The sequence below is a fragment of the Klebsiella sp. 141240 genome, assembly GCF_050600805.1.
Taxonomy (GTDB): Bacteria; Pseudomonadota; Gammaproteobacteria; order Enterobacterales; family Enterobacteriaceae; genus Klebsiella; species Klebsiella aerogenes.
Genome location: NZ_JAQIRK010000011.1, coordinates 12,693 through 36,734 on the forward strand (window position 1 = coordinate 12,693; position 24,042 = coordinate 36,734).

Here is a 24,042-nt window from a genome sequence, read left to right on the forward strand (position 1 = left end):
CCTCCCGCTCCGTCCCGTTACGGGACGGAGAACTTCCGGTTATTTCTCAAATACAGCTCAAATAATTCCCATTAAGAGAACTAGAACTTCTCAATCACCGTACGGCTGATGATCTCGTCCTGGACCTCTTTGCACAGCTCAACGAAGTAGGCGCTGTAGCCGGCGACGCGAACGATCAGGTCGCGGTATTTCTCCGGCTCCTGCTGCGCCTTCTTCAGCACTTCGTTATCGACGTAGCTGAACTGCATCTGGCCGTTGCCGAGAATCGAGGCGGTACGCAGCAGGGTAATCAAGCCATGGCGGCCTTCCGGGGTATCCAGCAGCCCTTTGAGGAACTTGAAGTTGTGCACCATGCCGATGTTCATGGTTTCCACGTTCATCTTGCTGACCGACTTGATAATCGCCGTCGGGCCTTGTTTATCCGCGCCCTGGGTAGGGCTGATGCCGTCGGAGAGCGGCATCCACGCCAGGCGGCCGTTCGGCGTGGCGTTGGTCAGCTCGCCGATTGGCGTGTTGTTGGAGATAGACAGGGTGCCGTGGCTAAGGGTCGAGTAGAGCATCTTGTACTTACGGCACTCTTTCTCGGTCCATTCGGTAATATCCAGCGCGTACTGGTCGACGTAGTTATCGTCGTTACCGTATTTCGGCGCGTTCAGGCAGTCGCGGCGCAGCGCTTCGTAACCTTCAAAGTTGGCCAGCAGCGCATCGCGGATCTGCTCAAGGGTGTATTTCTTCTCTTCGAACACCAGCTTGCGGATCGCCGCCATCGAGTCGACGTAGGTCGCCAGACCGGAGAAAATCAGCCCCGGACCGTGGTTGACCATCGCGCCGCCGGCGGCGACATCTTTGCCGCTCTCCATGCAGCCTTCGACCAGTAGCGACATCAGCGGCTTCGGCGCCACATCGCGATGGACGCGCTGGCTAATGACGGTGCCGATGGCCGACAGGCGCACGATATGGGCGATCTGCTGTTTTACCGCCGCGTCGAATTCGTCGAAAGTGCGCAGGTCGCGCAGGTCGCCGGTGTCCAGCCCCTGATAGCTATCGAACAGCACCATCCGCCCGCGGTTGAGTACGAATTCAATTGCGATAGGCCACTGGGTGTAGCCGGTGGAGGTCCACTGATAGATGCGCCCGGATTTCTGCGGTTCAACGCAGCCCATCAGGCAGTAGTCGCGGGCGTCTTCAAAATCGAAGCCTTTGCGCAGCATCATCTTGATGTGGGAGTCATCGAAGTGGCAGGCCGGGAAGCCCATTCCCGCTTTCACCACGTCGACGATTTTTTCCATGTATTTCTGCGGCGACTGGTTGTGGATACGGCAGGCCAGCGACGGCTGATAAACCTTCACGAAACGCACCGCGTCCATAATTAGATAGGTCAGATCGTTACAGGCATCGCCGCCGCTACGTTTCTGGCCGCCAACGGTGAGGTTGATAAACGGCTGATAACCCGCGAAATATTTCGCTCCCAGCTCACTCGACATCCACATCAGTTCAGCGCATTTGATGATGAACGCCTGCAGCAGCTCCAGCGCGGTCTCGTGGGTCAGACGGCCTTCGCGGATATCGGCTTCGAACATCGGGTAGCAGTACTGGTCGACGCGGCCCAGCGACAGCCCGGTCTGGTTCTCTTCGATTTCAAACAGCGATTCGACGGTCCAGATGCTCTGCAGCGCTTCCTGCAAGGTCTTCGGCGGATTGGCCGGCACGTTTTCGTTCACTTCGGCGATGGTCAATAGCTCGGCGCGGCGCTGGGCGTTTTGCTCTTTAGCCGCCAGTTCGCGGGCGTGGGCGGCGATGCGGCGGGCGTAGTTGACCACACCTTCACAGGTTTCAATCGCCGCTTTGTAGTAGTAGATACGGTCGATATCTTCCGGGTTTTCCATGCTCAGGCTGGCCAGATGCGCCTCGGCATCGGCTTTAATGCCGTTCATCCCTTTGGTGAACAGCAGCACGTCGTAGCCCGGACAGGTATCGCCGCCGCCGTTAATCTGGTGATAGGAGAGATCGCTGACGAAGGTCTCGCCGCTGAAGGCCCAGACGCCGGCCTCACGGTATTGCGCTTCGCAAATCTCATCCAGCGAACGCCCTTCCCAGAACGGGACGATCTCTTCGCGAATGGTTTTTTTATCCGCTTCGCTGATTTCAAACGGATCCTGCGGGCGGGTGCTCATGGTGTCGAGCTCATCGCGTACCCAGCGCCAGGCGATATCCGGCGAGAAGGCGCCCGCACGCGGCTTGCCGCACGGATGGCCGACGATCAGCTCATCGTCCTGAATCAGAATCGGCGCGGTTTCACAGGCGTGGCGGAAAGCTTTGGCGCGCAGCAAAATGGTCGGCATGCCAGGGTTGGCTTTGACCACTTCGGTAAAGGCCAGCGCGCGATAGATAGAGACGCTCGGGCGTACCGTCAGGTAGTGGTTACGCAGGCGCTGCATACGCGGGGTTAAGCCTTCTATCGCCGGCGTGTCGGCGCAGGCGGCGAACGGCGCGTGGCTGACCTGTTGTGCGCCGCTAAACAGACGCACCGGCAGATTCAGCGCGCTGAGGTTGCGCTGGGCGCTGATAAACATCGCCGAGAGTTCGTTCACTTCGGCGTTGTCAAAAGAGGCGCCGTGCAGCATGGCGTCGAGCATCGGATAGCCGTCAATGGCGCAGGCGGCGCGGACTTCGCTCAGTTCCGCCAGCTTGAACCACAGGCACTCCACGATTTCATAGGCCTGCTGGTTATTCAGCGCGCCGCTGTTGATATCGCGCTGGAAGTAAGGCAGCAGCGCTTTATCCGCCCCTTGCGGGTTAACCGCATAGCTGCCGTTATCCAGCTGTAGCGCCAGCTGGAACAGATAGAACGCCTGGCAGGCTTCTTTGAAATTACGCGCCGGATGGGCCGGAACGTGGTGCAGAATGGCCGCGCTATCGAGCAGCTCGGCTTTGCGATAAGTATTGGTTTCTGCAGCTGCCAGCTGCTCGGCGCTGTTGGCCAGATTTTGCGCCAGCGCGAGCAGGGCATCGCAGGCGTAGATGGCGGCGCGGCAGCCGTTGACTTCATCCATACCGCTGCGGCTAACGGCGCTACCGAGGGCTCGGGTTTTCTCTTCCAACTGGTGCTTAATCGCCAGCACGCCTTTTTCGACGACCAGGTTGTAGTCCGGTGAATCGAGATCGCTGTTGAGGTTGAGGAACTGGAATACGGATGGCCGATGCGCGGCGCTTTCATCATGGAAAATCGCCCCGTGCGGTTTACGGGTCTGGTTACCGACGATCAGTTCGTCGGCGCTAATGGTCAGCGGCAGCTGGCGCATCAGTTCATAGAAACGGCGAGCCGGTTTGACGGCGGCGGGAATGCCTGCGATATCGCTATCCAGCGCGCTGAGGATCGCGGCGTGCTCGGTGCACAGGCTGCTTGCCTGTGAGCGTAAACGGTCTGCCAGCACTTTGACGCGCGGCGTTAAGCTGTAGTGTGCCATGGGTAAGGTTCTCCAAATCTTGTTATCAGTGGCCCTGTACGGGATGACCGGACCAGGCCCGGCGATAAAGCTCGGTTAACGTGTTAGCGTCCGGCGCGCGTGGGTTGGTAGGGGTACAACTATCGCGCAGCGCCTGGCCGACCATCTCCGGCAAACGGCGTTCGAATTCAGCCGCCTCAATGCCGGTGTCGCTAATGCCGGAGGGCATGCTCATCTCTTCTTTTAAAGCCTGAATGGCGACCAGCAGGCTGGCGACGCCCTGGCGCGGCGAGGCGGCTGGCAGATCCAGCAGATGCGCCAGACGGGCATATTTCGTTGCCGCAAGGGTGTCGCACTGACCGTCGAAATCGGCGTTCCAGGCGACGACTTGCGCCATCAACAGGGCGTTGGCGCGGCCATGTGGCACGCGGAAGATGCCGCCGAGGGCGTGGGCCAGGCTGTGGGTGATCCCAAGCGAGGCGTTGGTGAAGGCCATCCCCGCCATGCAGGAGGCGTTATGCATCTTTTCACGCGCCTGTAGGTTGTCGCCGCTGCGCCAGCAGGTCGGCAGATAGCGAAATACCTGCTGCACCACTTTCTCCGCCAACGCGTCGGAAAAGTCGCTGGCGGCGCGGGAGACGTAGGCCTCAAGGGCGTGACACAGCACGTCCATGCCGGTGTCGGCGGTAATGGCCGGCGGCACCGAAGCCACCAGCGCCGGGTCAAGAATGGCGATATCCGGCAGCAGCGACGCATCCACCAGCACCAGCTTCTCCGCGTTGGCTTTCACCACCGAAAAGGCGGTGACTTCCGAGCCGGTACCGCTGGTGGTTGGGATAGCGACAAAGCATGGACGCGGGCGGTCAGTCTGCGGACGGGTTTGCGCCAGGGAGAAAATAACCGCTTTGGCGGCATCGATTACCGAACCGCCGCCGAGCGCGATAACCAGATCTGGATAGTGGTTATCCATTAACTTCATGCCGCGCACCACGGTGGCGATATCCGGATCCGCCACTACGTCGTCCCACATCTGCCAGGCGATCCCGCGCTGGCGCAACAGGGCGGTGACGCGCTCGGCGAGACCAAACTTCACCATCGCTTTATCGGTCACCAGCAGCACGCTGCGGGCGGAAAGTTCGTTCAGCACCGAGAGGGCGTTCTGACCGAAGCAAATCCGCGGTTTCAGTAAAAATTCACTCATTGGGCTATTCACTCCTGTTAGGCGTCCCGAAACACGTTCTCGACAATGGCGACCACCGACATCGCTTTGTAGCGGTCTTTATTGAGCGCGAAGTACTCTTCCGCCAGCACGATGTCGTGCATGCCGGCGCCGACGTTATCGACGGCGACCCAGGTCTGGTCTTTCATCGGCTGCTGTTTGTCATCTAAGCGGGTGATCAACAGCAGGTTGCTGCCGCGTAGCTCATCGCATTTTTGCGTGGCGACGACATGGCCGGTTACCTTTGCGAGAATCATCGTTTATCGCCTTATATCAGTGCGTTACTTAGCGAGGCGCTCCAGCACCTGGCGAATAACGCGTTCCACGTTTTGTTCGTTGATTTCACCTTCCATACTGGCGGCGCCTACGCTGGCGAAACGGTCATCGTTGCCTGCAGTGCGCGCTGGCGCGGCGTTGGCCGGGGCGTTGAAACGCGCGTCATCAAGAATGCTGCGCTGCGGATCGCTCGCCGGAGTAACGATGGTCGGCTGGGGCTCAGGGCGGCTGCCCGGCGCGCGCAGCTCGTCAATCGAACGCACGCCATAGCCGACTTTGCGGATATTGAGCAGGTTCATCGGGCCGACGTTGTCGGAGCTGGAGCCGCCGCCGACCGCGCCGCAGCCGAGGGTCAGCGCCGGAGAGATGTTGGTGGTCGCGCCGATACCGCCGAGCGCCGCCGGAGTATTAATCAGAATGCGGTTGACCGGTTTTTCGAGGCTGAACTGGCGGATGACGTCCTGATTACGGGTGTGGATCACCAGCGTATGGCCGAGTCCTTCGTTGGTCAGCAGCTCCACCACGCGGTGGCAGGCGGCTTTCCAGTCTTCTTCCACGTACAGGCCGAGTACCGGGCACAGTTTTTCGCGCGAGTAGGGGTTTTTCGGCGATACGGTGGTTTGCTCGGCGATCAGCACTTTAGTGCTGGCCGGGACGCAGAATCCCGCCATCTGGCTGAGGTATAGCGCGGTTTTGCCGACCACTTTCGGGTTGATGGCGCCGTTCGGGCGCAGCAGCAGCGCCGCCATTTTCGCCGCCTCATCTTCATTCATGAAGTAGACGCCCTGCGCTTCCAGCTCGCGGTGAACCTCGTCGTAAATGCAGCGTTCGACGATAATCGACTGCTCGGAGGCGCAGATCACGCCATTATCGAAGGTTTTACTGGTGACGATATCTTTCACCGCGTGGTGGATATCGGCGCTGCGTTCGATAAACGCCGGGCCGTTACCCGGGCCGCCGCTGATGGTCGGGGTGCCGGAAGCGTATGCCGCTCGCACCATGCCTTCGCCGCCGGTGGCGAGGATCAGCGACACGTCTTTGCTGTGCATCAGTTCGGAGGTGGCTTCGAGCGTTAACTGGGTGATGCCGTCAACGCTGCCTGCCGGGGCGCCGGCCGCTTCTGCCGCGCGTTTGACGATTTCAATCGCCTTCCAACTGCACTGACGCGCGCCCGGATGCGGGGAGAAGATAATGGCGTTGCCGGCCTTGAGGGCGATCAGCGCTTTGTAGATAACCGTAGAAGTTGGGTTAGTTGAGGGGACCAGCGCGCAAATCACGCCGAGCGGCACGCCCACGTCCATCACTTTTTTTACCGGGTCGTCATGAATGATGCCAACGGTCTTCATATCTTTGATGGCGTCGTAGACGCGCAGCGAGGCGAAACGGTTTTTCAGCACTTTGTCCTGCCAGTTGCCAAAACCGGTCTCTTCCGCGGCCATTTTCGCCAGCGCTTCGGCGTGGTGCGCTGCTTCCTGGGCCACGTTTTTCACGATGGCGTCGATTTGCTGTTGCGAAAAGGTGGCCAGAATCGCCTGCGCCTTTTTGGCGTTGCGCACCAGTTCCCGCGCGTTCTGCCGGGACTGCAAATCGTTATCCAGTTCAATCATGAGTCTATCCTTCATCAGACGAAAAGAGTGGAGACGGGGCGCGCCCTGTCAGGTCATGCTTTGTGCTGCGCCGCGATTTTTTCGATGTCGTTATGTGGACGCGCAATGACGCGAGAACTGACGACTTCGCCAATGCGTTTCGCCGCTTCCACGCCGGAGTCGACCGCCGCGTTGACCGCGCCGACGTCGCCTTTCACCATTGCGGTGACGAGGCCGGAACCGACGTTTTCATAGCCGATAAGCTCGACGTTGGCGGCTTTACACATCGCGTCCGCGGCTTCAATGCAGGCCACCAGACCTTTGGTTTCGATAAGACCAAGCGCTTCTTTCATCAGGATTCTCCGTTAGTCCGCAATCTTGTAATGCGAGACGATTTTGTTGATGTCGTTATGCGGACGGGCGATAACCAGCGAGGTCACCACTTCGCCGATGCGCTGCGCCGATTCCACGCCGGAATCCACCGCCGCTTTCACCGCGCCGACGTCGCCTTTCACCATCGCGGTGACCAGGCCGGAGCCGACGTTTTCATAGCCGATAAGTTCGACGTTGGCGGCTTTACACATCGCATCCGCCGCTTCAATGCAGGCCACCAGACCTTTGGTTTCAATCAGACCTAATGCATCACCCATTTGCGTTCTCCTGGCCTTCAGGCCTTGTGTTTAATGACGATTTTGTTGATGTCGTTATGCGGACGCGCGATGACCAGCGAGGTCACCACTTCGCCGATGCGCTGCGCGGATTCCACACCGGAATCCACCGCCGCTTTCACCGCGCCGACGTCGCCTTTCACCATCACGGTGACCAGGCCAGAGCCGACGTTTTCATAGCCGATCAGTTCGACGTTGGCGGCTTTACACATCGCGTCCGCTGCTTCAATACAGGCCACCAGACCTTTGGTTTCGATAAGCCCCAATGCATCACCCATCGTGATTTCCTCCAGAACAGGTTTTGTTATTCGGGAAAACCGTCCGCGTAACGGCATCAACACGCGGAAGCGGCGTTCGGGGTTCACTATAGGGAATGGGGAAAGAAGTGAAATTTAAATCCGTGGAGATGAATATTTTAGGTTTTTACTCTGTGATTTAGCCTTATTTAGCCTTCCATTTATCTTTTCGTTCTGTTTTATGCGTGTTGATTTTTATGATGATACGGCGCTTTTTTAGACTGTTTATCGGCGAGAGGTGAATGTTAATAAGATGCTAATTACTTGCCAGCAGGCGGTAATATAGCCGCGTGATAATTGTGGGTATGCGCAAGTTTTGGCGTCGAAGCTAAATGCAAAACGTGCGCTTTTAGCATCGTGGAAAGAGGGGGCAATAACGGAGCGTGAGCGAGGGCGCATTTTCCTCGCGGCGGTTCAGGGGTGACGGGTTAGTTAAGCGTGCTGCCGGACTTCAGCGTGCAGATGTAGAGCGGTGAGTTGATAGAGCTCAGCAGGATAGCTTTGTCGTTAAGCTTCTGCGCGTTGAGGAACAGGCCATCGTGGCTGTCGGACATCTCGCGCATGAAGTAGTCAAAGATGACATTCGGCGATTCGTCGATGGACGAGGCGCTGGATTCCCATTTTTTAATGCGGTAGTGGCGTTCAGTTGCCGAGATACGTTGGCTGGTGTAGCTGAATTTGACGTAGCGCTGCAGGTAGAGCCAGCCGGCGGCGGAGTCGGTATAGCCTTCCACCACCATCGAACCGTTACCGTTGGCGGCAAAATTAAAATGGATATTGCCGTTCACATTCTCTTTTTCCATGTTTTCAAAGCGCATGATCGCTTTGGTGGAGCAGCTCATCACGCCATCGTTGGCATCCGGCAACAGGCGCCAGGCGCTAAAACCGGCGGCGGCGATAAATGCGAGGGCGGAGAGGGCGAAAAAGGGGCGGGGCGCGAGTCTCATTGCGGCTTCCAGGAGTAGTAAAAGTAGTTATCGCAATAGCTAAATGGGTTGTCTTCGTGCATCGCGCAGTGGGCGAGAAATACCCGGCCCAGGCCGTTAGTCTCCAGCCGGTCGCCGTAGAAGAAAACGAAACGCTCCCCCGGCTTGCAGCTGAGCTTCAGCCGCTGACGCACCTCATCAAAATTCTTACCGTAGGCCGTGGCGGAAACCGAACGCAGCATTTCATCGCTGGCCAGCAGTTCGCACTGGCTGTGGCTCATCAGCGTCAGATTGATTGGCCGGGCGACGTGGGTGCCGGCGAGACTAAATGCCACCAGCAGCAGGGCGATGAGCAGCAGACAGCCGCCGGCCAGATACCAGCACATACCACGCGCATGTAGAGATGCGGCGGGCGGCGTTGGCGCCGCAGCGGGGGCGGCTTCATCAGGCGTAGCGCATGTGAGAACGGCATCGGCGGGCGTCGGCTCGGCATCGAGCAGTTCGATGCTGAGATCCTGATTCAGCTGCAGCATGCCGCGCGACACGGTGACAATAATGTTATCGATATCGTAGTGGCGGAAGGTTTTGCGCAGCATGCTCAGGTATTGATTGAGATTGCTGTTGGATGAGGTTAAGCCGTTATCGTCCCAGACCTTTTTCAACACTTCATCGCGACTGACGACGCCGGTATGGCGAAGAAAAAAATAGAGCAGCGCGTTGGCGGTAATGGATAGCTGGCTATCCGGCTCATTGCCGCCCGGTAATGTTAGGGTGCCGTCCGTTGCGTCATAAATGAGACGGGCATTGATGTTGTAGCGCATCGCGGCCTCACTCTACTCGCTTCACGCGGGAAGCGTCATTTTTGTCAGATCGTTTACCAGCGCCTGGCGGTGTTCGCTGCTCATGGTGCGCCCTTCGGTCAGTTCCGATAACCAGATGCCGTCGGCGGCATAGCGCACCAGCGTGCCGGTTGGGCCGTTATCGAGCGCATCGCCCTGCGCCAGATGATCCAGCATCCAGTCGCGCCAGCATTTTCGCAGCACCGGTTCGTCGGGCATCGCCAGCGACAGCACCATCAGTTGCCGGCTTTCGTGGGTATCCGTCAGCTCCGGGTTGGAGAGATAGCGCAAATAGGCGCGGGTAAAGCGCCCGTAAGCGATGTTATCGGCGGCCATCAGCTCGCTAATCGCCTTTTCCATAATCGCCAACAGCCGGGCGAACAGGGCGAAAATTAGCGCCTGTTTATTGGGAAAATGGTGCATGAGCCCGCCTTTGCTGACGCCAGCTTCGCGGGCGACGGCGTTCAGCGACAGGGCGGCGATACCGTCCCGGCCGGCAATCATCGCCGCCGATTCAAGCAGTTGACGATGCAAACGGACGGGGTCTTTTTTACGATGCTGGGCTTCCATGTTCATGGCCCGGATCATACCGACCAGACGGTATGATTATTCTTGATCGCTATCAATATGAGAGGGCGCTTTGCACGGCGGGATGCGGTTATTGCGTGGAGGCTCACAGATTGACAGTGACCTTCCGCAGATCAGGCAGTTAGCGCGTGCGGTAATAGTGGCCTACACCGCACGCGCGGGGGGATTAATCGACCAGTTCCTTGACGATGTTCATCAGAGCATGGACATCTTGCGGGCGGGTATTGCCGCTTTGCGGATCGATAATGGAGCTGTACACGTGCGGCATAATCTGTGCGACGCCGGCCTGCAGGCAGGTTTGCAGAATCAGCGCAAAGTTATCGAGATCGATGCCCCCGGTGGGCTCAATCAGCGTCATACCGTTTTCTGCCGCGCTTTGGGCGAGCGCTTTCAGCTCCGCCAGCGACTTTTCGCCCCCCATCGGGAAAAATTTAGCCGCCTGCGCGCCCATATCCAACATCATTCTGACCGCCGCATCGCAGGAAACCTGGGCCGGGATGCCCTTGGCGCTGCGCACGCCGGTGGAGATACGTACTTCACCGGGCGTGCCGCTGGGGCTGACCAGCGCATTAATAAAGGTTTGCTGGCCGCCGGTCGCCGCCAGCGCCCCGGCGGCAAAGCCGCTGCCGGTGAAGGTCTGGTTGACGTGAGCGGGGTGGACCTGCGCGGCGATCATTGCCGCTTTGTAAAACTGCGCCGGATCGCCGGCGCCGAGACCGACGGAAATAGAAGGCACTTCCGCCATCCAGCGGCGCACTTCTGCAACGCCTTGCTCAACGTCGGTAAATTGCGCCGAGAGTACGCCAATCACCGCGTGCCCTTCAGCGGCGTCATAGATTTCCCGGGCGTTGGCGATATCCTTCGCCAGCACGTTAATCGCCACCCGCTGGCGATAAAAGTTAATCCGCTGCATGCTGCGTAATCTCCTGTAAGCGCGCGACGATGAGCGACATTTCTCCTTCGCCGACGGTGCGGGGGTCAAGGCTAAAATGGCCCTCATGCAGATAGTAGCGGCGGGCGTAAATAGCGATATCGCCGCCGCGTAGCTGAGCTTCAACCTCACGGGCGCTGAGTCCCAGTTCATTGGCGTCGACGCTGACCCGAATGCGCCAGATGGCGCGACCGGCTTCATCCTGCTCGATATCGGCGCACAGGCCGGGTAGCGCGGAAATCGCCTCGGCGAATGGACGCAGCGCGGCGGCGTCAGGCGCCGGCGCCGCCGTCCGGTAACGGTCCAGCGCGTAGACGAGACCGACCATATTCTCTTTGCCGATTTTCATCGCCCGCGCGATACCGTGGTGCTGGGCTTTACAGGCGGCGATCCAGGTGCGCTTGCCGCTAATAAAGCCTGAGGTTGGGGCGTTAAAGGCTTTCGCTCCGCTGTAGATAACCATGTCCGCGCCGCTGGCGACCCACTGGCGCAAGTCTTCTTCGGCGGCGGCATCGACGATCAGCGGCAGATTATGCTGGCGAGCGACCTGCACGAAATCGTCAATACCGAGCATGCCTTTTTGCACGCAGTGGTGCGATTTCACATACAGAAGCGCCGCCGTGCGTGCGTTCACCGCGCTCTCCAGCTGCCAGCGCGCCGCCAGATTGCTGGAACCGACTTCGACAATGCGCCCGCCGCCGAGGCGGATGGCGCTGGTGATTGGCGCGCCGTAATCGACATTATGCCCGCGCAGTATCACTATCTCGTTCGGCCACTGGCTGCTGTCCGGCATCTGCGCCACCTTTTCCGGCTCGCCGCGGGTGATCGCCGCCGCGACGGCGATAGCGATCCCGGCGGAGGCGCAGGAGGTGATATAGCTGTCTTCCGCGCCGGTGTGGGCGGAAACCAGCTCGCCCGCACGGTCGGTTAATTTATCGATTTCGACGAAGGCCCCCGCCGCCTGCGCGGTGGCCTGCATCACTTGCGGGTCGACGGCGGACACGCCGAGGATGGTCATTTTGCCGCAGGCGTTAATCACCCGTTTTAAGCCCAGTTGCTGGTAGATATTGCCGTTCATGATTTACAGCACTCCCAACAGCGAGCAGACGATGCTGATAGCAACGATTGACAGTAAAATGGTGGTGTAGCGCGGCCCTTTTTTCAGTAAGTAGAAATAGATAGCGAACACCGCCGCCAGCGGCAGCAGGCCGGGGGCAATCGAGTCGAGGATCTGCTGGACCACCACTTCCGAGCCTTTAAGCGCGCTGATTTTCAGCGGGGTGGTGATTTTGACGTAGCTTGCCGACAGCGCGCCCATCATGATGAGACCCAGCACGTTGGCGCCGTAAATCAATTCTTTAATTCGCCCCCCTTGCAGCAGGCCGATAATGGAGTCACGGCCCAGGGTGTAGCCTTTATGCACCAGTCCGTAGCTTATCGCCATGGTGATCGCCGGGTAGAGGATCAGCGGGGCGATCCCGCCGAACGCGCTGCCGCTGGCGGCGAAAGGGATGAAAATGGCAATCAGCAACGGCATCACCGCGGCCCAGATAATCGAGTCGCCCATCCCGGCCAGCGGCCCCATCAGGCCGGTTTTGATCCCGGTGATTGAAGCATCGCTGATCGGCTCGCCGCGGGTTTTCTGCTCTTCCATGGCGATGGAGATACCCTGGATAACCGAGCCGAAAGTCTGTTCCGAGTTAAAGAAGTTCAGGTGGCGTTTGAGCGCCTCGGCCTGCTCCTCTTTTCCCGGGTACAGCTTTTTGATGATGGGCGTCATTGAGGCGCAGAAAATCAGGCTCTGCAGACGTTCGTAGGAGCTGGATACCTCCGCCCCCAGCCAGTAAATCAGCCAGGCCTTGGTGATATCGGCTTTGCTCAGCGCCTGGGTTTCGCGGGCGCGTTCAACCAGTTCATGTTCCATTACATCGCTACTCATCATGCAGCTCCTTCATTTTTGGCCAGGCCTTTAATCAGGAAGGCGACGCAGGTGCCGAAAATCGCCATCGCCATGATGTCCACCTTCAGGTAGAGCACCGCGAAAAATCCGCCGATAAACCACGGCAGCAGGCTCTTTTTGCCGATCACCATGATGGTGATGGCAAAGCCCAGCGCCGGCAGGATACCGCCCATAATTTCAAACGAGTGGGTCAGCCAGTGCGGCATCAGTTTGAGGAATTTTTCCACTACGCTTTGGCCAAAGTAGTTGGCGGCGAAGACCACCGGGAAGCGCAGCACCAGCCCCAGCAGCGCCGGATAGATAAAGGCGCAGCGCATGATGCCCGCCATGTTGGCGCTTTCGGCGTGTTTGTCGGCCATATGCACCCACGCGGCGTTGAGCGTGCGGCGCAGCTGATCGAGGAATACCCCGATGACGCCAAACGGGATTGCCAGCGCGATCGCCAGGTTGGGCTCCATCCCGGCCTTCACGGCGATCGGAATGGCGATACAGGCGGCCAGCGCCGGGTCCGACGGCACGTTGCCGCCAGGCGTGGAGGTCACACCAAGATAGACCAGCTGCATACCCGCGCCGATGATCATCGCGGTTTTCATATCGCCCAGCAGCAGGCCGACGAATACGGCGATCACCACGGGCTGCAGCAACATGGCGGAGAAGGTATAGCCTAAACGTAAGCGGGCGAACCAGTAATACAACCCCATCAGGCTCGCAAAAAGTAAGGGATCCATAGTTTTTTACCTTTTTATCAACTGGTTAGAATTTTTTCAGGATGTCGTCCAGTGACTGTGGTTTATCTTCCGGGATGGTCTGAAAGAACACCTGAATGCCGCTATCTTTCAGAGCGCCGAGGATGCCGACGTCTTTTTCATCAAGGGTGATGTTCTGGAACACGGCCTTGCGGTTCGGCCCGCCGCCCAGCCCGCCAACCTGAATCGTCTGCACGTCAAAGCCCAACTGGACGGCTTCCTGAACGGCCGACAGCGACGGGAACAGTACCAGCACATTGCCATCGCCGAGCTGATTCTCTTTCCAGGCGGCGGCGAAGCTGGCGTTGCCGTAACAGTCGACTTTGATGTTCGGCGGCGCGGCCATTAAATAGATATTTTTCATAAACGGATCGGCATCCAGCTCGTCGCTGACCACGGCGATACGATTGGCCTGCGACTGGCCGACCCATTTGGTGACGACCTGACCGTGGATCAGACGGCTATCGATACGACATAAAACGATTTTTGCCATGATGGGCTCCTTAAGAGGTTAACTGGTTCACGTGGGCGACAACGTCGCGGCAGCTGCTGCGTCCGGCTTCGACCAGCGCATTAACGCAGCCGGTGAGCGGACCCTGTTCGCGCAGATCCAACGCCTCCAGCAGCAGCGAGGCGTTGAGCCCGCAGACGACGGCGATGGGGTAATCCGCGCTCAGGCGCGCGGCGACGTTGGAGGTGGTGCCGCCGAGAAAATCGGTCAAAATCAGCGAGCCTGCCGGCATCGCCTGTACGGCCGCTTCGACGCGCTGATAAAACTCGCCGAGGGTATCGACCGGCATAAGCGCGATTTCGCTGACGCCGGCGATTTCGCCGGTCACCATGCGCAGACTGTCGCAAAGTTGCGTGCCCCAGCCGCCGTGCGTCAGCAGCAGAATCTGGGGTAACTGGGTGGTAGGTTCAGTGGATGACAAAGTGGCCTCCTGGCGCCGAATCGTTGACGCACTAATAAGAGCAAAGCGCGTGCCACAATTTGTGTCATCTACCAAAGAGGAAAGGGCTGGCGGGTCGCAAAGCCGCGCCAGAACAGGCGTTAACTAAATAATAATTCGTAGATATAAATGTACTCGGCATCGGATAAACGGATGGCGTAGGCCTCTTCAACCGGATGGAAAGCCGATTTGATGACACTAAATGCCTGAGCGTCCATATCCGGCCGCGTTTCCAGCGCCATCTGTAACGGTTTACGGTTAATCACGATACGCTCGACCATACAGCAGCAGTGGATCAGAAAGCGTAGTGTCACCTGGCGGTTAGGCGCGATGGCCAGCGCGTTCCTGAGATGGTTCAGGATCCCTTCCATTTCTTTTAATATGCGCTGCGGATTGAGCACCGAAATATGGTTGATAATGCTTTCCATGGTCAGGGCGCTGATAAACCGTGAAGCGCTGCGCTCCATCTCCAGACGACGTTCACTGCTGGACAAATCGGGGGTCAGCAGGCTGAGCACCAGCTCCGGCCCCTGCTCGGAAAACAGCTCCTCCAGCGAGATAAACGGGATATCGGGCAGCCCCGGCTGGAATGTCCCGACAATACCCGCCAGCCGTTCATGCGCCCTGATCGCCTGCTGCAGGCGCTCCGGGCTGCGAACTTCGTTGTAATCGAGGATAACCATCCGGGTATCCTGCGACATCAGCTCGCCAAAGCTCTCCTCCAGCACCTTTTTGATTTTTTCCGCCGTACCCATGCCGGTAATGCAGGAGATCACCAGCACCTTGCCGGCGTTCTCCTGCTGCGGTGTGCACAGCTGGCTGGCGATGCCTTTTTCCTGCATCAGATTGACCAACCGCGGCAGATCGCCGGTTTCGTAGCTGAGATCGAGACCGATCTCCAGCAGGCTGGTCAGGGTGATATTCGGCATCAGCAGGACATCAATCTGGAACAGTTTGCTGATGGTGCTACCGAAATGGACCAGCGATCCGATGTCAACCATCAGGATCAGCCGCTGCCAGCCTTTGCTGTGGATCAGTTGGATCAGTTTTTCCAGCGTATCGTGCACCGATTGCTCGAACGGCATGTCGATAGCGTTGAACAATTCGCGCTCCAGCACCCGATTGACGTACTGCGCCATGCTGGTGGCCGTGGTGGCGCCATGGGCTATGAGGATCGCCCCGCAGTCCGGGCTGGCGCTGATGCGCTGGCGGTAATGGCGGCACTCTTTGAGGAACAGGCACAGCCAGACCACCTCGGTGGCCGGGCACTGGATATGCAGCAGATCGTTGATCTTCTTGCACAACAGAGTGGCATTATCGTATTCATCTTTGCAGCGATCGAGGATCAGGCTCGAAGAGTATAACTGCGGGATCAGGCCGCGTTGTACGTAGCTGATGAGAGCGAGAAAGTGTTTACGCAGCGGGTTGACCAGGTTTTCCGGCAGGGCGAAGCCGAGTACCTGCTCAACGTAACCGATCAGCAGACCCACCCGCTCTTCAATCCGATCGCCATAGCGTGGGGCATGGCTGGCGTTATCGCGGCTATAGAGGCCATATTCAAAAATCGAACTGAGCTTATTTTTAAGGATCGCCAGCGTCTCGGCGGGCGGCACGTTGCTGTTGCGCAGGTTAACGTACTCGCGGGTCAGGAAACTGTAGAACAGGTCGCTCTCCTCGACGCTGTCATCGGCTGCCGGGCTTTTCAACTGCGGTAGCGTGCGGGCGTCGATATTCAGTAGGTTGCGGCCATTAAACAGCGCATCGACCAGCTGTCGTTGCTCCGGCGTGGCATTGATCGGGCCGTCCGCCAGTTTGCTATCCAGTAGCAATACTTCGTTATGGGCCGCCATCCCGGATGCCCATGCCTGGGCGCATAAAAACTGGATATCGCTTTTGAGCTGGCCGATATTGCCCTCCAGCGGCTTGTTCAGCAGCCACAGCAGCAAGGGTTTATCTACGCTTACCGTGCGTTCGATCTTGCGGCTTTCACGCTGTAAAAAGCCGATGATCAGCTCAATCTGCTCCTCTACCGAACGCTGGCGAATACCGGGTAGATCGATGGTGACCTGAATACGGCGCTGGAAGGTGCGTAATAGCGATGAACTGATGGGCTCGGTGGTGGCGCAAATCAGACGTACGGCGATATTGCGCGCCGGGCCGCTGGCGCCGAGCGGGCGATATTCGCCTTTATCCAGCAGCGAGAAGAGCTTTTCCTGCCCTTCATAGGGCAGGCGATGCACTTCATCCAGCAGCAGATAGCCGCCGTCGGCCTGTTCGATCAGCCCGCTTTTGTTTTCCATCGCCCCGGTAAAAGCGCCCTGGCGGTGGCCAAAGAGATGCGATGACAGCAGCTCCGGGTTGTTGGCGTATTCCGCGCAGTTGAAGTAGACCAGCGGCGGCCGTTTTTCACCGGCATGCTCGCAGGCGTAGCGGTGCATCAGCTCGGCAAAAAAGGTTTTACCCACGCCGGAGGGGCCGGTCAGCAGGACGTGCAGGCCGTGGGGATACAGCACCGCGGCTTTACCCTTTTCCACGGCATCGTGCAGGCTGCGATCGTGGCCGATCAGCATGGCGAACGGATCGACAGCCTCATTGTTATCTTGTGGCTGCGGCAGGAGATCGGCGAGTGTTGCCGGCTCGCGTTCGCTTTCCGTCAGCGTACGGTCGAGTAGCGTTTCCGTCGTCCGGCGATGTAAAAAGAATACCGGGCGGCCGCGCGTTTTAATCACCAGCCCGTCGCTCCATAGCTGATTGAGATCTTTACTCACCGAGTTGCGCGCCAGCCCGAGGTTAAAGCCGATTTGCTCTGCGGTGAAGGCGTTCGAGCCCCTGGCTAAATCCTCCAGCGTCACGGCCTGGCTCAGCCTCTCCAGCTCCCGCAGTACTATCTCAATACGTCTCATCTCGTTACCGGGTTGTTCAATGTCGATAGTTGAGAACATACACTATTACGCGGCGTCAGAAAGAGACCGGGGGCGAAGTTGCCGGTCTTAGCGGCCAGCAGGGTGTCCTTTCGCTGCCACAATGGTGGTTTAGGGTGGGATTGGGTATGGTTAGCGCATCTCACCGGAGGAACAGATATGTTGAGCGGATTAAATCATCTGACCCTGGCGGTCAGCCAGCTGGCGCCGAGCGTGGCGTTTTATCATCAGCTACTCGGCATGACGCTGCACGCGCGCTGGGATAGCGGCGCGTATCTTTCCTGCGGCGATCTGTGGCTGTGCCTGTCGCTGGATCCGCAGCGGCGCGTCACTCCGCCGGAGGAGAGCGACTACACCCATTATGCGTTTAGCATCAGCGAGGCGGATTTCGCCAGCTTTGCCGCCCGTCTTGAGGTCGCTGGCGTAGCGGTATGGAAGCTAAACCGTAGCGAAGGCGAATCGCACTATTTCCTCGACCCCGACGGCCACAAGCTGGAACTACATGTTGGCAACCTCGCCCAGCGCCTGGCCGCCTGCCGCGAACAACCGTATAAGGGGATGGTGTTTTTTGGCGACTGAATAGTAGCCCCGCTAAGCGCAGCGCGAGCGGGGAAGGAGTATGCGATCATGCCTTATATCAGTATTTACATTTAACTTCTTAAAAGGCGTGGTTATTATTGGCATACTTAATTTTTCATGGAAGAGAGCTCTGAAAATGAAAGCCACAGAAGCCCGATTACTTGATTTTCTCAAACGCTCACAGCAATTTGTTATCCCGATCTACCAACGTACCTATTCATGGTCTGAGCAACAATGTCGCCAACTTTGGGACGATATTATTCGTGCCGGGCAGCGCGATGATATTTCTGCGCATTTTATTGGCTCCGTTGTTTATATCGAGCAGGGGCTGTATCAGGTGTCGGGGATTTCTCCGTTGCTGGTTATTGATGGTCAGCAGCGTCTGACCACCGCAATGTTGCTGCTTGAAGCGCTATCCCGTCACCTTGGCGATGAAGAGCTGATTGACGGCTTTTCTGCTATGAAATTACGCAATTACTATTTGCTCAACCCTTATGAATCCGGGGAGAGAGGCTATAAGCTGCTGCTGACGGAGACCGATAAAGACAGCCTGCTGGCGCTGATAAAACAAAAACCGCTGCCTGAAAACGGTTCGCAGCGTATTGCGGCCAATTTTGAATTCTTCGATGAGCAAATCAGTAAATTAGGCGATGACCTGATTTCGCTGTGTCGTGGATTATCAAAGCTATTGATTGTCGACGTGGCGCTCAATCGCGGGCAGGACAATCCGCAGCTGATTTTTGAAAGCATGAACTCCACAGGGAAAGCGCTCAGCCAGGCCGATTTAGTGCGTAACTTTATTCTGATGGGGCTGGAGCCGGAGCATCAGACGCGGCTGTATGATGACCACTGGCGGCCGATGGAAATTGCCTTCGGGCAGAAAGGCTACAGTGAATATTTCGACAGCTTTATGCGCCATTATCTGACGGTCAAAACGGGGGATATTCCCCGTACCGATGAAGTTTATGAAGCCTTTAAGCTGCATGCGCGTAGCCTGCCTGTCGCCGAAGCGGGGGTCGATGCGCTGGTGGCGGATATTCAACGCTATGCGGAATATTTTTGTGCGATGGCGTTGGGCAAAGAGAGCGATAAATCTCTCGCGACTGCGTTTCAGGATTTGCGCGAGTTAAAGGTCGATGTTGCCTATCCATTCCTGCTGGCGATGTATCACGATTACCGTGAGGGTGATTTATTGCCCGACGATTTCCTGAGTGCAATAAGGCTGATTGAGTCGTATGTTTTCCGCCGCGCGGTTTGCGCCATTCCCACTAACTCGCTAAACAAAACCTTCGCCACGTTTTATAAGGTATTAAATAAAGAAAACTATCTGGATAGTATTCAGGCGCATTTACTGGAACTGCCGAGCTACCGACGTTTTCCGGATGATGATGAATTCAGCCTTAAATTAAAAGAGCGCGATCTGTATAACTTCCGCAGCCGCAGTTACTGGCTGCGTCGTCTGGAAAATTATCAGCGTAAAGAGCGCGTGGCGGTGGATGAATATACGATTGAACACATTATGCCGCAGAATGAAAATCTGCCGGCAAAATGGCGTGAAGAGTTGGGCAGCGACTGGCAGCGGATACATAAAGAACGGCTGCATACGCTGGGGAATCTGACGTTAACCGGCTATAACTCGCGTTACAGTGATAAAGCCTTTGTGGAAAAACGCGATATTGCTGGCGGTTTCAAGGAAAGCCCGCTGCATTTAAACGCCGGGTTAGGGCAGTGCGAGAAATGGGATGAAGCGGCAATGGATGCGCGGGCCGAGCGTCTGGCGAAGCGTGCCGTTCAGGTCTGGCGCGCGCCTGCGCTGAGTGAAGAGGTGCTGAGCCAGTATCGCCAGCAGCCTGAAAAAACCATGAACTACAGTCTGTCGGACTTTCATCAACTGGAAGTTGGTTCGCACAGCCGGATGCTGTTTGACCAGCTGGCGCCGGAAATTTTAAAGCTGGATGCAAGCATCACCCAGGAGGTGCTGAAGCTGTATATTGCCTTCAAGGCGGAGACCAATTTTGTCGACGTGGTACCGCAGAAAAGCCGACTGCGCCTGTCGCTGAATATGCCGTTCCATGAGCTGGTTGACCCGAAAGGAATGGCGAAAGACGTAACGGATCTTGGTCGCTGGGGCAATGGTGATGTGGAGGTCGGTTTCAGCGATATTGCCCAACTGCCGTATGTGATGGGACTGATCCGCCAGGCGTTTGAAAAACAGATGGATAGCGCGGCGGTTTAGCCGCGATGTCAACCCGGCAGCGCAGGGGCTGCCGGGTGGCTGGTTTTAATGTTTCTGCCTGCGGGGCTTGTTGGCAATGACGGCAATAAACTCATGCACCTGCTTCTGTTTGCGCGCCGACAGCTTATGCAGCTGGCGCATAGACTCCACCAGTTCGGGCTCAGGCTGCTTCGCGGTAATCACGATACAGCCTTCCATTACTTTGATATCAATTTTAGTGCCGGTGGCAAAACCGGCGGCTTCCAGCCACTGGCCTTTCATGATAATCGCCGGGATACGCTGATGATCTTCAAAGCGGCTCGCGTAACTGACGGTGCCTTTACGGTTATTTTCCGGGGAGACTTCTGGATCGTTGAATTCTGCAATAGAATGCGGGGTAGTCATGATGGCTATTTCCTATGAATAGTGATTGTGATTAGCGAGGCGCTCGTGTTGCAGCACGGGCGTCTCGCGATAAATACCTGTACATATCATCAGGGAATAGAAGGAAAGTCCAGCTGAAAATCAATGAAAATAACGGTGTGGATGAAGAGAAACATTATTTCTGATGATGAGAATAAAGCGGCCATTTAGCCGCTTTATTGGTTTCTGGGGGCGGGTTAATTTATGGCGGCGTCGGTGAGGGCGTCGGCCAGGTGGAGCTGGGTTTGTTGGGCGGATTGGAGCTGTAATTTAAGTTTTTCACATGATTCATTAAAATCATTTAATTTGAGCATGATTTTGTTTGCTTCACTACTTGGAGGGATCGCTACAGGACATCCTCTTAATTGAGTCTTATTAATGGATGCTAAGTTGGTTGTTTGCTTGCTGGCACTAGCAAAATAATCTCTTGAATAAGGACTATTCATGTATGTCTCAAGCCAGTATGGATCAATCTCCTTTCCTATAATTCTTCCTTTAAAAACATGGTTTTGATTAGCTATATACCATTCATGACACCACACAGTTGTTCTACCAACAGTGTCCCAGTCACCACCTTCTGTTATTAAAAGATCACCTTTAATAACATGATATTTATCTTGCTCTTCCTCAGGAATATCAATTTCTTTAACCTCTGATAGATCAAGATAACCACGCTGAACGTTAGCTACGCGTAGATAAGGAATAGTAATTAGTTTTCGGTTGGCTAAATTTCTTCCTTTAGTTATACCGCTTTGAATATCAACGACGTCTTCGAATAGGCACCATTTCCACCCCTCCGGCAGTTCAAACGGTATTTCCTCATCGCTAATCGGCGGCAGTGGTTTTTGCTTTTTAATTTTCCCGTCTTTTACCAATTGCACTTTTTCCTGCGCAATACGTTTGAGCAGTTCAGAAGCCGGTTCGTCGTTCGGATCCTGCGGCACCAATTTACCCATCACCGCCAGTTGCAGAATGGTTTGCTTTAAGGCGTCAATGCTGGCTTCGGTGGTAAACAGCGTATCGAAATGCTCGCTGATACGCGCCCAGTTTTCGGCCAGTTCATCGGCGTTCTGGCTGTCGGTTAGCGTAGTTAGTAGGGTTTCAACCAGCTGTTGATGAGCATCCAGACTGGTCAGGGAGTTCTGTTCCAGTTGGTCGCAGAGTGTCATTAGCTCCGTAATTTTATTAACAATGCGAGACTGCTCATCTAAGGGTGGTAATGGAACTAAAAAACGAGCTAAATCTGTAGCTGCCAGATTAGGTTGGGCTGTCCCATTATCATATTTATTTATAAAATCATAAGATAATGGCGCATCGAAATACAAATGAATATATTTATTAAATGTAGGCTTAAAAACACGAACGATTACTAGTGATGAAGCAATTGCTCCTGATAGGTTTTGTACAATTGCTGATTTACCTAGAGAACCTCTAAGACAAAATAAAATATCACCATTGAGGAATTTTCCTGAACGGAGAATGCTAAAATGTTCTGGTGTAATGAATGTCATGTCTTCTTGTCGTATATTTCCATTTTCAAGATGACCTGCGTTGACAAATGGTACTCCTGTCTCTACTAGTGTTGACTTATTCGGATAGTTTTTACTTCTGTCACCATTTTCTAATGAACATATTTCTTGTAATGCAACCCATTCCCACCCCGCCGGCAGCTCAAAAGGTTTCTCTTCCTCGCTAATCTCCGGCAGCGGCTTCTGCTTTTTAATTTTCCCCTGCTTCACCAGCTCGGCTTTTTCCGCCGCAATACGCTCCAGCAGCACCGACGCCGGTTCATCGTTCGGATCCTGCGGCACCAGCTTGCCGCGCACCGCCAGCTCCAGAATCAGCTCGCGCAGCTTCTTAATGCCGTACAGGTCAATCTTGCCCGAGCTGCCGCGCCCGGCGGTGGAGCGGGTTTGCAGCGCCGTGGTCCAGGTGTCGATATGGTCGACAATCAGTTTTTCCACCGCCATCAGTTGGCCTCCTTACCGGAGAGCGCCGCGCCGAGAATATCGCGCAGCTGGTGGCGTAGGGTCTGAATTTCTTCCTGCTGTTTGGCATATTGCGCCAGCAGTTCGTCCGGATCGTGGCTGACGGTTTCCGCCTGGTGCGGGTTTTTGATATCGAGGTTAAAGTTGCGGGCAATTACCTCGTCGATGCTGACCTTCCACGCCTGCTCGTTCTCAACGCGGCTGGCGAAGCCGTCGGCTTCGTTGCCCCACCAGTCGATCTCGGCCTGGAATTCTTCAAACTTCATCGGTTTGGTTTTGCTGTAGTTTTTCACGCCCGCCGGGTACGGATGCTCGTAGAACCAGATCTCTTTCGTCGGCTGGCCTTTGGTAAAGAACAGCAGGTTGGTTTTGATCCCGGTGTACGGGTTAAACACGCCGTTCGGCAGACGCACGATGGTGTGCAGGTTGCACTCCTCGGTGAGCAGCTTTTTGATCTTGGTTTTCACGCCTTCGCCAAACAGCGTGCCATCCGGCAGTACCACCGCCGCACGACCGTTCTTCGCCAGCACTTCAATAATCAATTGCAGGAACAGATCCGCCGTTTCGCGGGTCTGCATATCGGAAGGGAAGTTCTTCTCGATACCGTCTTCTTCGGTGCCGCCGAAGGGAGGGTTAGTGATAATCACATCCATCTGCTCGTCCCAGGAGGAGAGCGGCTTGTTCAGGGTGTTATCGTGGCGGATCTGTACCGGTACCTCAATGCCGTGGAGCAGCATATTGGTGGTACAAAGCAGGTGCGGCAGCTGTTTCTTCTCCACACCGTGGATCTGTTGTTGCAGGATCTGGCGGTCAGCCACCGTGTGCGCATAATTGTTTTTCACGTGGTCAAACGCGCAGGCGAGGAAGCCGCCGGTGCCGCAAGCCGGATCCATAATCGACTCGCCGAGTTTCGGATCAACGCGGTCGACCATAAAACGGGTCACGGCGCGTGGGGTATAGAATTCACCCGCGTTGCCTGCGGCCTGTAAATCCCGGAGTATTTGTTCGTAGATATCGCCGAACAGATGACGTTCGCTGGCGCGGGTAAAATCGATCTCGTTCAGCTTGTTGATCACCTGACGCAGCAGGGTACCGTTTTTCATATAGTTGTAGGCATCGCTGAACGCCTGCTTAACCACATAGCCGCGCGGATTGATATCAATCTGCGCGGGCAGATCTTTCAGCGTTGGAAACAGGTCGTCGTTGACGAACGCCAGCAGTTTATCGCCGGTGATCCCTTCGTTATCGGCCGCCCAGTTGCGCCACAGGTAGCGCTCCGGCATGGGCAGCCTGTATTTTTCCTGCTCGATTTCCAGCGCCTGCTCCTGGGCGTCGAAGATCTTCAGGAACAGTAACCAGGAGAGCTGACCCAGACGCTGTGCGTCGCCATCGACACCTGCATCTTTGCGCATGATGTCTTGTAATGATTTGATAGCCGAGCTGATTGACATGGGGTCGTCCCTTTATAAAAAAACAAAGCCACCT

22 protein-coding genes are annotated in these 24,042 nt (G+C 56.3%); 2 read left to right on the top strand and 20 right to left on the bottom strand.

What is annotated here, in order from left to right:
- Window positions 1-80: 80 nt before the first annotated feature.
- The 17 genes from cutC to dagR all read right to left on the bottom strand — a co-directional run bounded on the left by cutC (window position 81) and on the right by dagR (window position 17,334).
- A complete protein-coding gene (cutC, locus tag PGQ95_RS18155; RefSeq protein ID WP_430918949.1) occupies window positions 81-3,467 on the bottom strand; it encodes a choline trimethylamine-lyase in 3,387 nt (1,128 codons plus the stop codon).
- A gap of 25 nt (window positions 3,468-3,492) precedes the next feature.
- Complete coding sequence (locus PGQ95_RS18160) at window positions 3,493-4,647, bottom strand: 1-propanol dehydrogenase PduQ (protein WP_430918951.1); 1,155 nt, start codon at window positions 4,645-4,647, stop codon at window positions 3,493-3,495.
- Window positions 4,648-4,664: 17 nt separating this feature from the next.
- On the bottom strand, window positions 4,665-4,922 hold the full coding sequence (locus PGQ95_RS18165) for a EutN/CcmL family microcompartment protein (protein ID WP_015368471.1): 258 nt from the start codon (window positions 4,920-4,922) through the stop codon (window positions 4,665-4,667).
- Window positions 4,923-4,946: 24 nt separating this feature from the next.
- Complete coding sequence (locus tag PGQ95_RS18170; protein ID WP_430918953.1) at window positions 4,947-6,548, bottom strand: acetaldehyde dehydrogenase (acetylating); 1,602 nt, start codon at window positions 6,546-6,548, stop codon at window positions 4,947-4,949.
- A gap of 53 nt (window positions 6,549-6,601) precedes the next feature.
- Window positions 6,602-6,880, bottom strand: coding sequence for a BMC domain-containing protein (locus tag PGQ95_RS18175; RefSeq protein WP_004146125.1), 279 nt, complete (start codon window positions 6,878-6,880; stop codon window positions 6,602-6,604).
- A gap of 12 nt (window positions 6,881-6,892) precedes the next feature.
- Window positions 6,893-7,177, bottom strand: a complete 285-nt coding sequence (locus PGQ95_RS18180; protein ID WP_002442227.1) for a BMC domain-containing protein — start codon at window positions 7,175-7,177, stop codon at window positions 6,893-6,895.
- A gap of 17 nt (window positions 7,178-7,194) precedes the next feature.
- Window positions 7,195-7,473, bottom strand: a complete 279-nt coding sequence (locus PGQ95_RS18185; protein ID WP_012542984.1) for a BMC domain-containing protein — start codon at window positions 7,471-7,473, stop codon at window positions 7,195-7,197.
- A 446-nt stretch (window positions 7,474-7,919) separates the two neighbouring features.
- On the bottom strand, window positions 7,920-8,438 hold the full coding sequence (locus PGQ95_RS18190) for a FidL-like protein (RefSeq protein WP_015368469.1): 519 nt from the start codon (window positions 8,436-8,438) through the stop codon (window positions 7,920-7,922).
- On the bottom strand, window positions 8,435-9,238 hold the full coding sequence (locus PGQ95_RS18195; RefSeq protein ID WP_015704262.1) for a winged helix-turn-helix domain-containing protein: 804 nt from the start codon (window positions 9,236-9,238) through the stop codon (window positions 8,435-8,437). The genes PGQ95_RS18190 and PGQ95_RS18195 overlap by 4 nt, the downstream gene beginning before the upstream one ends.
- 21 nt (window positions 9,239-9,259) lie before the next feature.
- On the bottom strand, window positions 9,260-9,844 hold the full coding sequence (locus PGQ95_RS18200; protein ID WP_015704263.1) for a TetR/AcrR family transcriptional regulator: 585 nt from the start codon (window positions 9,842-9,844) through the stop codon (window positions 9,260-9,262).
- 166 nt (window positions 9,845-10,010) lie between these two features.
- Entirely contained in the window at window positions 10,011-10,757 is a 747-nt protein-coding gene (dagF, locus tag PGQ95_RS18205; RefSeq protein WP_045365309.1) for a 2-dehydro-3-deoxy-phosphogluconate aldolase, read from the bottom strand.
- Window positions 10,744-11,853, bottom strand: a complete 1,110-nt coding sequence (gene dgaE, locus PGQ95_RS18210) for a D-glucosaminate-6-phosphate ammonia lyase (RefSeq protein WP_045365312.1) — start codon at window positions 11,851-11,853, stop codon at window positions 10,744-10,746. Before dgaE ends, dagF begins: the two co-directional genes overlap by 14 nt.
- Before the next feature lie 3 nt (window positions 11,854-11,856).
- Window positions 11,857-12,717, bottom strand: coding sequence for a PTS system mannose/fructose/sorbose family transporter subunit IID (locus tag PGQ95_RS18215; RefSeq protein ID WP_015368464.1), 861 nt, complete (start codon window positions 12,715-12,717; stop codon window positions 11,857-11,859).
- Window positions 12,714-13,463 carry a PTS mannose/fructose/sorbose/N-acetylgalactosamine transporter subunit IIC gene (locus PGQ95_RS18220; RefSeq protein ID WP_430918957.1) on the bottom strand — a complete coding sequence of 250 codons (750 nt, stop codon included), beginning with the start codon at window positions 13,461-13,463 and terminating at the stop codon, window positions 12,714-12,716. Before PGQ95_RS18220 ends, PGQ95_RS18215 begins: the two co-directional genes overlap by 4 nt.
- A 25-nt stretch (window positions 13,464-13,488) precedes the next feature.
- Window positions 13,489-13,974, bottom strand: a complete 486-nt coding sequence (locus PGQ95_RS18225; protein WP_015368462.1) for a PTS system mannose/fructose/N-acetylgalactosamine-transporter subunit IIB — start codon at window positions 13,972-13,974, stop codon at window positions 13,489-13,491.
- Between the two features lie 10 nt (window positions 13,975-13,984).
- Window positions 13,985-14,413, bottom strand: coding sequence for a PTS sugar transporter subunit IIA (locus tag PGQ95_RS18230; RefSeq protein ID WP_015368461.1), 429 nt, complete (start codon window positions 14,411-14,413; stop codon window positions 13,985-13,987).
- Between the two features lie 119 nt (window positions 14,414-14,532).
- Window positions 14,533-17,334 (bottom strand): transcriptional regulator DagR, encoded by a 2,802-nt coding sequence (gene dagR, locus PGQ95_RS18235; RefSeq protein ID WP_046883378.1) that lies wholly within the window; start codon window positions 17,332-17,334, stop codon window positions 14,533-14,535.
- A 177-nt stretch (window positions 17,335-17,511) separates the two neighbouring features.
- Between dagR and fosA the strand changes: the two genes are divergently transcribed.
- Window positions 17,512-17,931 (top strand): FosA5 family fosfomycin resistance glutathione transferase, encoded by a 420-nt coding sequence (gene fosA, locus PGQ95_RS18240; RefSeq protein ID WP_046883377.1) that lies wholly within the window; start codon window positions 17,512-17,514, stop codon window positions 17,929-17,931.
- Window positions 17,932-18,067: 136 nt separating this feature from the next.
- Window positions 18,068-20,167 carry a GmrSD restriction endonuclease domain-containing protein gene (locus tag PGQ95_RS18245; RefSeq protein ID WP_046883376.1) on the top strand — a complete coding sequence of 700 codons (2,100 nt, stop codon included), beginning with the start codon at window positions 18,068-18,070 and terminating at the stop codon, window positions 20,165-20,167.
- Between the two features lie 45 nt (window positions 20,168-20,212).
- Here the strand turns inward: PGQ95_RS18245 and symE are convergent, their stop codons facing one another.
- From symE to PGQ95_RS18260, 3 genes are all read right to left on the bottom strand, one after another.
- A complete protein-coding gene (symE, locus tag PGQ95_RS18250; protein ID WP_046883375.1) occupies window positions 20,213-20,551 on the bottom strand; it encodes an endoribonuclease SymE in 339 nt (112 codons plus the stop codon).
- Window positions 20,552-20,766: 215 nt separating this feature from the next.
- On the bottom strand, window positions 20,767-22,539 hold the full coding sequence (locus tag PGQ95_RS18255) for a restriction endonuclease subunit S (RefSeq protein WP_046883374.1): 1,773 nt from the start codon (window positions 22,537-22,539) through the stop codon (window positions 20,767-20,769).
- Window positions 22,539-24,008, bottom strand: a complete 1,470-nt coding sequence (locus tag PGQ95_RS18260) for an N-6 DNA methylase (RefSeq protein WP_046883373.1) — start codon at window positions 24,006-24,008, stop codon at window positions 22,539-22,541. The genes PGQ95_RS18255 and PGQ95_RS18260 overlap by 1 nt, the downstream gene beginning before the upstream one ends.
- Window positions 24,009-24,042 lie beyond the last annotated feature (34 nt).

What these genes read in the sequence shown, in the direction of transcription:
- PGQ95_RS18195 (WP_015704262.1), bottom strand. Translation starts at nt 9,238, where the DNA reads ATGCGCTACAACATCAATGCCCGTCTCATTTATGACGCAACGGACGGC.
- PGQ95_RS18180 (WP_002442227.1), bottom strand. Translation starts at nt 7,177, where the DNA reads ATGGGTGATGCATTAGGTCTGATTGAAACCAAAGGTCTGGTGGCCTGC.
- PGQ95_RS18220 (WP_430918957.1), bottom strand. Translation starts at nt 13,463, where the DNA reads ATGGATCCCTTACTTTTTGCGAGCCTGATGGGGTTGTATTACTGGTTC.
- PGQ95_RS18260 (WP_046883373.1), bottom strand. Translation starts at nt 24,008, where the DNA reads ATGTCAATCAGCTCGGCTATCAAATCATTACAAGACATCATGCGCAAA.
- PGQ95_RS18200 (WP_015704263.1), bottom strand. Translation starts at nt 9,844, where the DNA reads ATGATCCGGGCCATGAACATGGAAGCCCAGCATCGTAAAAAAGACCCC.
- PGQ95_RS18215 (WP_015368464.1), bottom strand. Translation starts at nt 12,717, where the DNA reads ATGATGAGTAGCGATGTAATGGAACATGAACTGGTTGAACGCGCCCGC.
- PGQ95_RS18245 (WP_046883376.1), top strand. Translation starts at nt 18,068, where the DNA reads ATGAAAGCCACAGAAGCCCGATTACTTGATTTTCTCAAACGCTCACAG.
- PGQ95_RS18170 (WP_430918953.1), bottom strand. Translation starts at nt 6,548, where the DNA reads ATGATTGAACTGGATAACGATTTGCAGTCCCGGCAGAACGCGCGGGAA.
- PGQ95_RS18165 (WP_015368471.1), bottom strand. Translation starts at nt 4,922, where the DNA reads ATGATTCTCGCAAAGGTAACCGGCCATGTCGTCGCCACGCAAAAATGC.
- PGQ95_RS18175 (WP_004146125.1), bottom strand. Translation starts at nt 6,880, where the DNA reads ATGAAAGAAGCGCTTGGTCTTATCGAAACCAAAGGTCTGGTGGCCTGC.
- cutC (WP_430918949.1), bottom strand. Translation starts at nt 3,467, where the DNA reads ATGGCACACTACAGCTTAACGCCGCGCGTCAAAGTGCTGGCAGACCGT.
- PGQ95_RS18185 (WP_012542984.1), bottom strand. Translation starts at nt 7,473, where the DNA reads ATGGGTGATGCATTGGGGCTTATCGAAACCAAAGGTCTGGTGGCCTGT.
- PGQ95_RS18160 (WP_430918951.1), bottom strand. Translation starts at nt 4,647, where the DNA reads ATGAGTGAATTTTTACTGAAACCGCGGATTTGCTTCGGTCAGAACGCC.
- PGQ95_RS18225 (WP_015368462.1), bottom strand. Translation starts at nt 13,974, where the DNA reads ATGGCAAAAATCGTTTTATGTCGTATCGATAGCCGTCTGATCCACGGT.
- fosA (WP_046883377.1), top strand. Translation starts at nt 17,512, where the DNA reads ATGTTGAGCGGATTAAATCATCTGACCCTGGCGGTCAGCCAGCTGGCG.
- PGQ95_RS18190 (WP_015368469.1), bottom strand. Translation starts at nt 8,438, where the DNA reads ATGAGACTCGCGCCCCGCCCCTTTTTCGCCCTCTCCGCCCTCGCATTT.
- dagF (WP_045365309.1), bottom strand. Translation starts at nt 10,757, where the DNA reads ATGCAGCGGATTAACTTTTATCGCCAGCGGGTGGCGATTAACGTGCTG.
- PGQ95_RS18255 (WP_046883374.1), bottom strand. Translation starts at nt 22,539, where the DNA reads ATGGCGGTGGAAAAACTGATTGTCGACCATATCGACACCTGGACCACG.
- dagR (WP_046883378.1), bottom strand. Translation starts at nt 17,334, where the DNA reads ATGAGACGTATTGAGATAGTACTGCGGGAGCTGGAGAGGCTGAGCCAG.
- dgaE (WP_045365312.1), bottom strand. Translation starts at nt 11,853, where the DNA reads ATGAACGGCAATATCTACCAGCAACTGGGCTTAAAACGGGTGATTAAC.
- symE (WP_046883375.1), bottom strand. Translation starts at nt 20,551, where the DNA reads ATGACTACCCCGCATTCTATTGCAGAATTCAACGATCCAGAAGTCTCC.